Annotated in this window: 11 protein-coding genes; 5 read left to right on the top strand and 6 right to left on the bottom strand. The window is 63.6% G+C overall.

The features are described 5' to 3' along the window. Positions 1-735 precede the first annotated feature (735 nt). Positions 736-867 (top strand): hypothetical protein, encoded by a 132-nt coding sequence (locus tag ACFOSH_RS35535; protein ID WP_378244594.1) that lies wholly within the window; start codon positions 736-738, stop codon positions 865-867. A 285-nt stretch (positions 868-1152) separates the two neighbouring features. Here the strand turns inward: ACFOSH_RS35535 and ACFOSH_RS35530 are convergent, their stop codons facing one another. The 4 genes from ACFOSH_RS35530 to ACFOSH_RS35515 all read right to left on the bottom strand — a co-directional run bounded on the left by ACFOSH_RS35530 (position 1153) and on the right by ACFOSH_RS35515 (position 4502). After that, positions 1153-1287: a hypothetical protein gene (locus tag ACFOSH_RS35530; protein ID WP_378244592.1), complete on the bottom strand. Its 135-nt coding sequence runs from the start codon at positions 1285-1287 to the stop codon at positions 1153-1155. A 1032-nt stretch (positions 1288-2319) separates the two neighbouring features. Then, positions 2320-2607, bottom strand: coding sequence for an AAA family ATPase (locus ACFOSH_RS35525; RefSeq protein ID WP_378244590.1), 288 nt, complete (start codon positions 2605-2607; stop codon positions 2320-2322). 991 nt (positions 2608-3598) lie between these two features. Continuing rightward, positions 3599-3889, bottom strand: coding sequence for a hypothetical protein (locus ACFOSH_RS35520; RefSeq protein WP_378244588.1), 291 nt, complete (start codon positions 3887-3889; stop codon positions 3599-3601). A gap of 250 nt (positions 3890-4139) precedes the next feature. Continuing rightward, positions 4140-4502, bottom strand: a complete 363-nt coding sequence (locus ACFOSH_RS35515) for a hypothetical protein (RefSeq protein ID WP_378244586.1) — start codon at positions 4500-4502, stop codon at positions 4140-4142. A gap of 205 nt (positions 4503-4707) precedes the next feature. Between ACFOSH_RS35515 and ACFOSH_RS35510 the strand changes: the two genes are divergently transcribed. Beyond that, entirely contained in the window at positions 4708-5730 is a 1023-nt protein-coding gene (locus ACFOSH_RS35510) for a winged helix-turn-helix domain-containing protein (RefSeq protein WP_378244584.1), read from the top strand. A 358-nt stretch (positions 5731-6088) separates the two neighbouring features. Here the strand turns inward: ACFOSH_RS35510 and ACFOSH_RS35505 are convergent, their stop codons facing one another. Then, a complete protein-coding gene (locus ACFOSH_RS35505; RefSeq protein WP_378244582.1) occupies positions 6089-6241 on the bottom strand; it encodes a hypothetical protein in 153 nt (50 codons plus the stop codon). Positions 6242-6440: 199 nt separating this feature from the next. Here ACFOSH_RS35505 and ACFOSH_RS35500 point away from each other — a divergent pair, with 199 nt between their 5' ends. Continuing rightward, the gene (locus ACFOSH_RS35500; RefSeq protein ID WP_378244580.1) at positions 6441-6821 is read left to right on the top strand and encodes a transposase; all 381 of its coding nucleotides are present in this window, start codon (positions 6441-6443) and stop codon (positions 6819-6821) included. A 125-nt stretch (positions 6822-6946) separates the two neighbouring features. Continuing rightward, positions 6947-7072, top strand: coding sequence for a hypothetical protein (locus tag ACFOSH_RS35495; RefSeq protein WP_378244578.1), 126 nt, complete (start codon positions 6947-6949; stop codon positions 7070-7072). Between the two features lie 34 nt (positions 7073-7106). Here ACFOSH_RS35495 and ACFOSH_RS35490 read toward each other — a convergent pair whose 3' ends face one another. Continuing rightward, the gene (locus ACFOSH_RS35490) at positions 7107-7643 is read right to left on the bottom strand and encodes a hypothetical protein (RefSeq protein WP_378244576.1); all 537 of its coding nucleotides are present in this window, start codon (positions 7641-7643) and stop codon (positions 7107-7109) included. A gap of 269 nt (positions 7644-7912) precedes the next feature. Between ACFOSH_RS35490 and ACFOSH_RS35485 the strand changes: the two genes are divergently transcribed. Further along, positions 7913-8500, top strand: a complete 588-nt coding sequence (locus ACFOSH_RS35485; RefSeq protein WP_378244574.1) for a TetR/AcrR family transcriptional regulator — start codon at positions 7913-7915, stop codon at positions 8498-8500. Positions 8501-8895: the final 395 nt, after the last annotated feature.

Genomic DNA, 8895 nt, shown 5'->3' with positions numbered 1-8895 from the left:
CGCGCCCGGCCCCGCGGCTCCAACCTCGTAAAACGACCCGAAATTCGCTCATGGACCCGATCTAGCTCAGACACCACCATGTCCATCACCGCAACATCATCCACCACCCACGCGAGTGCCGTTGCAGTACTAGTCGCCGTTCGGTGCTGCACCGCCGACGTGGCCTGCTCGTACGACCGTCATACGCCCCACCGCCCCCGCGACCACGCCGCAGCCACCACACCGGCTGCGCCGAGAACGGCCAGAGCCACCACCGCACATCCGGTGCCGCTGGTGGCCCAGTTGCTCCTGGATTCCACCACACGTTCCCACACCTCGCGCTGGTGATCCTCGGTGAAGAAGCGCGCCGCCTGCTCAAGGGAGTGGCCGGGCGAGACTGGGTAGACAGCCCAAGCCTGCCTTGGCGGGCACGTCACCAACAACTCTTGACCCCGCCAACCCGCCCCTCGCAGGAGCGATGCGGCTTGAGCCTCCGTGGCGCCATCACCATAAGAGTCCAAGTGGGTCTGAAGACTTGCCCGTGCCGCTTCCTTGGTGTCGAAGAAGTGTTCACTGTGCCAAATCCCTGCCCCAGGACCTTCGGGGACTATCTCAGTCCAGCCCCATCGCTCTGCCATGGTCGTCCTCACCCGCGCCCGCAGGGCACCCCTCGCTGTTCTACGCTGGCCCCGTCCAAGATAGCCACCACCCGTAGCGACCAGCAGGCGCCGACTGGGTGTTCATCTTCCCGGCGGCATGGTCGAGAACGCCCTCCTTGCCGCCATCGTGCGCGCGATGCACGACCTGGCCGCAGCATTGATCAAGTCCGATTCCTCCACGAATACCGAAGCAGGTTCACATCGCGGACGGGTGCTCGTGGCTCCATGAGGTAATGCCACCGCGGACCAGTCAGGTCGGCGCGTCGACGATCCAGTTCGTCGATCTCCGACTACGCGTGCTGGAAGACCTCGGCCGCCATAGGTCCACTGCCACCCTCACGCCAGCAGGATTACTGTCACATGTGCGAAAAGCTGCCCGATCAGTCAGTCGACGTCGTCCACATGCTTGTGCGCCATACGGTGCACATCGACCGGAAGAGCGCGCAGCTCCTCAAGGGAAGTATCCACATCCAACGCCTCCATCACCTCCTGATACCGAGCGAACGCCACCGGATTACCGCGACCGCCAGCCTTCTCCAAGTTCTTCCATCACCAGCGCGCGATCTTCCATGAGCCGGGCGGTTCGTAACCCTCCATCCGCTACGCGGCGCGTCAACTCTTTCGCCCGTTCGATCTCCTCGACGGTCATGCCTGGCGTCACCTGAGTCGCGCTCCCCCAACAGCTGAATCGTGCGAGCACCTCTGCTGTTTCCTCATCGTCACTTGAGTGTTCGTTTCCGTTCGTCATACGACCCATAATCGACGATCGCCACCGACAAAGTCGGCGTCAAGCGGGCAGGCCACTCTGACAGAGCAAATGCAGTAGCCTCCATCACAACCAGCCATCCTGTCCCAGCTTCGCGTCGAACACGCGGATCTGGGGTGGCACACGCTCGGCAACCACGACATCGCGCCAGATTTTTCGGCGAGCGTCGCCCGAAACGTTCCTGGCGGCTACGAACACCGTCCCCAGTGCACGCATCAGTGACCACGCAAGCCCCGCGCCCCCGACCAGACGTCAGTCACGCAGTTACCCGACGCCGATCGGACCCACTGCCCGCCAGTCGCTCACCATGCCGGCAACGATCTGAGGACACCGGGCCGACCATCTTCTAGCACCCTGACACGGCATCCACAGAATGGCACGGACGCGAAACCGGGCAGATGTGCCCATATTTCCAGCTATCCCAGGACTTTGGGGCACTCATCTCAAGACTGTGGCGCGGTCACACCGCCGATACTTGCCACAGCAGATACGGTGAGCGGCCGAAACCGGCGAACACAGAATGAGGTCATGTGCCCGCGATGAGCTGGTATACGAATGTGTGACAAGCCACGATGTGGACACCTAACCCGCTCCGGCCACCCATGCAAAGGAGCTGTCCGCTACTCGGCACCCCTAGCGCGGTATGCATCGTCTTGCCGCCAGCACCTCGATCCCACCACTCGCGCCGCCTTCGACAAAGACCCCCGCTGGACCCACACCGGACAGATCCTGTGGCTGCTGGAACAAGCCGCTCAGGACGCCACAGCGATGTGCACCAAAGATGTGGCAACCGCGATGCGCATCCAGAAAGGCATGGCGCTCGAACTCCTCCAGGACCTCACCGCCATGGGCACAATCTCCAAGACCAAGATCAACCGCCGGCAGATCGCGTGGAGCCTCCCCACTGCATCCCGGTCAACGAACGTGCCGCGGAACACTCAATCGTAACGGACCATTCAGGGCAAGTAGCGCACCGAATCGGCCCGCCAAGTACACCGTCTCAAGGTTGTGCGACGTCCGAACCCGTTCGCCTGCGAACTCCACGAACGCACCAAGCCTCGTCGTACCGTCATCGGACTTCTCGGTGAACCACACTTCGTCCCGGTTGAGATAGCCGAGCAGATTGGTGCGTTGCGAAGTGAACACCACCTGCGCCCCTTTGGGATTGACCTCCCGATCGCCGAACACCTGAACCAGTTGCACGGACACCACGGGATGGACACTCGCCTCCGGTCCTGAGAGCTGCGGTCACTGACCCCGCAAGCAAGAACCAGCGGCCCACGCCGCGAGACTCGCTCGTCGGTCACTGACCATACTGGTGTCGGCGACACAGCGAACCACCCTGATGCCACTTGATCCCGCTGAGCCCTGCTCTGGGGCACCTGGTGGTTGATCGACGAGTATCTCGGTGATACTCGGGTCGATCAGTTTCATCAACGCGAGCGTCAAGCGTTGACGCGCGTGAATCTGCCCGAGGATTTACCAGAAGTTGCTCGAATGAGCACAACTTTGAAAGGACTTCCCGTCGCCGATCTGGCAGAGCGGGTGCGAAGACGAGCTAACATCGACGTCACTACGGTGACGTCAAGCAGGGTAGCAGGCTTGTTGCCGAAGCTCTTCCAACTGCGGGTCGGCAACTTCTGCGTGCAGCTGGCGAGCAAACCCGACCCTGAGTGCGTCCTCCGGATCATTGCCGATCAGTTGCGTCCTGGGATTCGCGTGTTCGTCGGCGTCACAGACCCTATCGGTACCACCGTGGAGACGCCTGAAGAAGTCCGTGACCGGGTGCTGCTCGCGGCTCGGTACATCCCTGTGGACGCGTCGTCGGGGAGAACGTCATGGCCGTCCTACCCGGCGTTTCCGCAGCGTGCTGTACGGTACGTGGTCGCCCACGGCATCAGCCAGTTCCTCGATCTGGGCTCCGGGATCCTGACCGTCGGAACGTGCACGAAGTCGCGCAGGACATGGCCCCTGGGTGGTCTGCGTCGACTACGACGAAGTCGCCGTCGACGCAGACCACAGCCGCACCATCCGCGAAGACAACCCGATCGCCACCACCTTTGCCTGCCCCAGACGGTCCTGAACTCGGCAGGTTTGCGGACGCTGGCCTTCGACCGGCCCATCAGGCTGCTCTTGGTCGCCGTATTCCACACTTCGTCCCCTACCACCTGCGCCCCGCCGAAATCGTCGCCGACTACCGCACGGCACTGCCGGCGAGCAGCCTGGTCGCGCTGTCGCATCTGACCGCCGACCACGCCCCGAGGGAAATGGCGGAGGTCGCCGACGCCACGAGGAACAGTCGCGACCCTGTACTTCCGCCCGTACGAGAGCAGCGGCCGGCGGTCCGGGTGCAGGCCAGCGTGATCTCGGCCAGGCGCAACATCACCAACACCGTCGCGGTGAAACCGATGGCGAGCGTGTCCTTGTCGGTGATTACCGGGACCCGCCCGCGACGGGAGAGGTCGCGCTGCATCCTCGAATTCACCGGGTCCGTGACACCTGGAGGTCAAGGTCCGGCAATCGAGCTGTCGCCCTATCGCCCGAATCCAGCACCGCCTCCGACACCGATGAACCCCAGGCAGCGGCCGCTCAGCAGCTCTGTGCCGAGCAGGACCAGCGTGCACAGCGGCCGTCACCGGCTGCGACCTGAAATCACGTTGACTCGACATCGTGTTCGGAGGCAACCGGTGACGGCCAATATCGGAAGGCGACAAGTCAAGGCAAACCTTGACAGGTCAGGTGTGCTTGTAGCTACGGAATTCGCCATAGGCCGCGCTACGGCCGATCGTGGGCGAAAGCACGACCGGGTTCTGGCCGTGAATGGTAGTACAATTCGGGCCGGAGAATATGATCTGTCCCTGGTTCGTGTAGTTGTGCACGTAGTCCCACGGGTTCTTGGGCGGCAGGTTGCGGCACCGGCCGGCGGGAGCCAGGTCCAAGATGTCGGTGCAGTGCCTGGCGAACGTGTGACAGAACCGGACGTAATCGGCCTGGGTCCGCAGGTCCGGCGTGGACGCGGCGGACGCCGGTGCCGCCAGCGCGAACACACTCGCGCCAATCGCGCAAGCCACGGCGATCGGGCTGAATAATTTCCTCATGGGTGTATTTCTCCCCTCGTGTCGAAACGTGCCCACAGTCGCGCGTGACACGTTTTGATCCGCCGCTCCGGACCACGACCCCCAGAACGCGGGCCCCTTGAACGACTCGTCACGAGTGTCGGCGGGGCTTTGGTGGCCGATCCAGGGTTTTGCGTTCAGGCGCAAACCCCTTGACGTCGCTGGAGACCGTGGCAGAGTCGAGATCATGACCACGCTCAGGGGAGGAGCGGGGCTGCGTATCCATTTCACCGCACAGGACCTGGTACGCACCCGGATTTCGACACGCCCGGACACCCTCTGGGAGCTCGTACTGAGCCTGCTGCGGCTACAGACCCTGCGGCCATCGGGCCGCCTCAGCCCGCCGGTGCCGCCAGATGTCATCGAATGGCGGGCCAGCACCCTGTCCCGCCTGTCCGGCCGCGCCTTGGGACAGGCCTTGAACCACCACGTCCTGCCGCTGACCCCGGTGTCCTCGTACTTCCCCGACTTCCTCACCCCGGGTACCGGCTTGGCCGATCTGGCACCTGGCCTGGACATGGTGCTGTCCACCCCTCGCGAGCGAATCGGCCAGGAGCTGGGCATACTCACCACCCGCAGCGGCACACCCAGCTGGGGCGCCGACCTGGCAGCCGGCAACCGCGACGCACTGCACCTGCTAGGCGCTACCCTGCGCTCTTACCACGCCACCGCGCTGGCCCCGTGCTGGCCCGCGATCACCGCACGTATCGCCGCCGAGCGCACCCGGCTGACCGGTGTGCTCACCACCAGCGGCGCGGAAGGATCACTGTCAGCTCTACGGCCGTTCGCCGAATGGCACCCGACCGAACGGATCCTCGAAGCCCGCTACCCGGTCGCCATGGACATCCACCTGCAAGGCCGGGGACTGACCTTGATCCCCTCCTGGTTCTGCCACGCAACACCCGTCGCCCTCGCCGATCCCGCCCTGCCGCCGGTGCTCATCTACCCGATCACGCACGACCCGCCCCCGGCCATCGACCCGGCCGCCCTCACGAAACTGATCGGACCCACCCGCGCGAAGGTCCTCACCACCATCACCACCGGCACCCCCACCAGCCTCATCCAGCACCGAACCGGAATATCGGCCTCCCAGATATCCCGCCACGCAGCCGTGCTCCGCGACAACAACCTCATTACCGAAGCCCGCCACGCCGGCCACACCTTCTATACGCGAACCCCGCTCGGACACGTCCTCACCGCCGGCCACTGAGGCCCTCGCGGGTATTCGTCGAATGCCCGCGGCGCGGGAAGAGCCCCGAATTCCCTGCCGAATATTTCTCGGGGTACGCACACGCGTACCGTCGCGGATAGCGCTCACAGCCCGGCGTTCGAAGGGGACGCCGGGAAACTCCCGGTCCATCCACACGTCGAACGCATAGTGCAGAAACAAGTTCGCAAGCACGGGTGAGTCCGCAGAACCTTGAGGAGTACCACGGTCCTGGACCTAGCCGAGCCATCGGGCAGCGCCAGCGGCGCTTGCAACCAGCGCCTGACATACAGCACCACCCACGGTAGGTCGGTGTTCGCCTCGACAGCGGGATCCCCTGGTATCAGTGCCTTCGGATCAGTCATCTGGCCGAGCTCCGCGGCCACCAGATCGGGCCCACCGAGACCGGGTCCGTAGTGATCGGATCGAGCCCGGGATCGACCTTCAACGCGTCGAGCTTCGTGTGCTCGACCTCGCGGTAGGCCTTCGCGGCCTTACCCAGGAAACTTGACAAGCCCGATCAACCGGGCACCAACACGCAGCAGGCGATCGTACCGACAGCGAACTACAGAAAGAACCGCCAGGCGGTATCGGCGAGCCCGAACCTGCCGACCACGCGCTGGGCCGGCCACGGGGAGGCTGGACGCTCAAGCTGCATCTGGCCGCCGAGCAAGGCCAGAAACCATTGTCATTGCTGGTGACTGCCGGTCGATGTGGTGATTCGCCGCAGGTCGAGGCAGTGCTGGCCGGGTCCGGGGCGCCCGGACTGGCGGTGGTCAGCCCTGACCCGGCCGGATCGTGTCCTGGCGGACAAGGCCTACAGTTCTCGCCCCAACCGGGCCTACCTGCAACGGCGCGGGATCGCATGCACGATTCCCCAGCCCTCCGATCAGGTCCGGCATCGCCGCGACCGCGGCCGGGCCGGTGGCCGGCCACCAACGTTCGACTCAGAGATCTACAAGCAGCGCCATACGGTCGAGTGCAGCATCAACCGGCTCAAACGCAACCGAGGCGTGGCCACGATTCGGCAACTCGCAGTTCGCTACGAAGCAACCATCCACATCGCGGCCATCAACGAGTGGCTACGCCATTGAAACAGGCTCTAGCCGACTACCGCGAGGACGTCCTGCGGTTCGCGTTCGACCTGCGAGTGTCTTCACCCACAACCAGGCCGAACGCGACATCCGCATGACCAAACCCAGGTCAAGATCTCCGGCGGATGGCGCACCCCGACGGCGCCACCACCTGGCTCACCGTGCGCTCCTACATCTCCACCATCCGCAAAGACGGCTTCAACGCCATCGCCGGAAACCCCTGGCCACCAACCAACCCCACAACCACCTGACCAGTAACGGGCCGGCGCCCTACTCGTGCGAGAGCTATGCGGCTTCGACGGTCGCGATGTCGAAGAAGTCCGGCTGAAAGTCGGCAACGCCGGTCCAATAGGGTGCTTCGTTCTCGAATCCATCCTTGTCCAGCAATGAGTCGAAGGAATCGAATGTAGTCCAGAGGCCGAAGTTGACCACCCTGGTCCCATCCAGGCTGCGGTGGAAGTCGATCGCGGTCAAGCCCGGCGTGGTGAGGGAGTTCGGGGCGTATCGGCGGGCGAGCTCGATCATGCGAGCCTGCTTGTCGGTGCTCACCGTGAACATGCCGAAATGCGCCAGCGGTGTGGCATCGGCCGACACCTCGGTTGGCTTGTCGACTCCATCGGATCGCTCGACGAAGACCACCTTGTACGTCCGGGACTCGAGGAGCACGAACTCTGGCAGGCAATCCCGCAACGACCATCGCTTGGGAACGACGAGGGGCGGTGAGCCGTCGGGGCCAGCGTCAGAGGGCCGGGTCCACTGCGAGTAGCAGACCAGACCTCCGCGGCCGCGGCCCCGAAGCACGGTGGCGGCCACGAAGTTCACGTCTCCCTTCCAGGTCTGCCTGATGTGCCTCGTAGCGGCCTCGATCGCCGCCGATTGCCGCTCTGGCTGGATGTCGAACCGCTCGATGCACGTCAGGACCTTCGCGTTCTCCGAGATCCGCAGTGCCGAAACGCTCGTGAACTGAGTCAAAGTGCTCACCTCTTCCTGATTTCCTTCAAACCCAAACGAGACCGTAGCGTCTCTCTGCGAGACTGTAGCGTCTCTCTGCGAGACTAGACCATCTCTGTGAGAGACGCTACAGTCTCTGCATGAAGTCCACCAGTGTTGATGTCCGCGTGATCGCGAGCCGGGCTGCGATCATGAAGGCAGTGACCGAATTGCTGACCGAAGTGGGGCTCTCCGGCGTGACGATCGATTCGGTCGTCACTAGATCAGGGGTGGCCCGCGCCACGGTGTACCGGCATTGGTCGACTCGGCGAGCGCTCGTTGTCGATGGGTTGAACCAGCTCATGAAGGCGCCCACTCCTACTACGGAAAGTAGTGATCAGGGCGCCGAGGGCCGACTGGCCGGTTTTGTGGCCACGCTGGCCGCGGAGTTCGGCGAACAACGGTGGGCGGCTGCCATGCCGGCATTGCTCGAGGCTGCCCGCCGGGATCCCGACCTGTCTGAACAGATGCCCGCATTTCTCGAAGCGCGCAGGGCGCCGTTACGCTCTATCCTGGAAGAGGCCGTCCGCCGCGGGGAGTTGCGACCGGAAATTGATATCGATACCGCAATGGATCAACTGGCAGGACCATTACTATTTCGTCGCTTGATCAGCAATTTACCTCTGACTCAAAGTTTCCGCGACACGATCGTTCAAGATTTCTGCAGAATCAACCGCGTGAAAACGTGAAGGTTTGTCAGTCATGGACGCGCGAGCAATAAGGAATGTCCGCGAAGCGGGAGTCAGCTTTGCGCAGCGAGGTTGAGCCAAGGTGCTCGCCGAAATGATATGGACAACAGCGGGGTCGGACACTTCGACCGCACCCTGCTCGACGAATGGGTCTACACACGCCTGACGCACCAAGACCGAACGATGCGACGCCTGCCCAGACTAGGTCACCCCTACCGTTCGCCGCCTTCTCGCCGTGCCGTTTTGGGTCCTACATGAGGGTTGCGTTGATGCGGCGGATGGCAGCAGCCAGTGGGGGGCCCAGTGTTTTCCGGACAGCTGCTTAGTTGCTAATTTTACGCTGCGAGCTGTCGGTTCAGATACTCGGCGTGGACCTCGTGTGGGGTCTTGTAACC

The sequence above is a fragment of the Amycolatopsis speibonae genome, from assembly GCF_042647925.1.
Taxonomy (GTDB): Bacteria; Actinomycetota; Actinomycetes; order Mycobacteriales; family Pseudonocardiaceae; genus Amycolatopsis; species Amycolatopsis speibonae.
Note: the sequence above shows the minus strand (reverse complement) of the source record. Positions and strands in the feature narration are given on the sequence as shown.

Excerpts from the sequence above, each read along its gene's own strand:
- ACFOSH_RS35535 (WP_378244594.1), top strand. The coding sequence starts at position 736 with ATGGTCGAGAACGCCCTCCTTGCCGCCATCGTGCGCGCGATGCACGAC.
- ACFOSH_RS35530 (WP_378244592.1), bottom strand. The coding sequence starts at position 1,287 with ATGACCGTCGAGGAGATCGAACGGGCGAAAGAGTTGACGCGCCGCGTA.
- ACFOSH_RS35515 (WP_378244586.1), bottom strand. The coding sequence starts at position 4,502 with ATGAGGAAATTATTCAGCCCGATCGCCGTGGCTTGCGCGATTGGCGCG.
- ACFOSH_RS35510 (WP_378244584.1), top strand. The coding sequence starts at position 4,708 with ATGACCACGCTCAGGGGAGGAGCGGGGCTGCGTATCCATTTCACCGCA.
- ACFOSH_RS35495 (WP_378244578.1), top strand. The coding sequence starts at position 6,947 with ATGGCGCACCCCGACGGCGCCACCACCTGGCTCACCGTGCGCTCCTAC.
- ACFOSH_RS35485 (WP_378244574.1), top strand. The coding sequence starts at position 7,913 with ATGAAGTCCACCAGTGTTGATGTCCGCGTGATCGCGAGCCGGGCTGCG.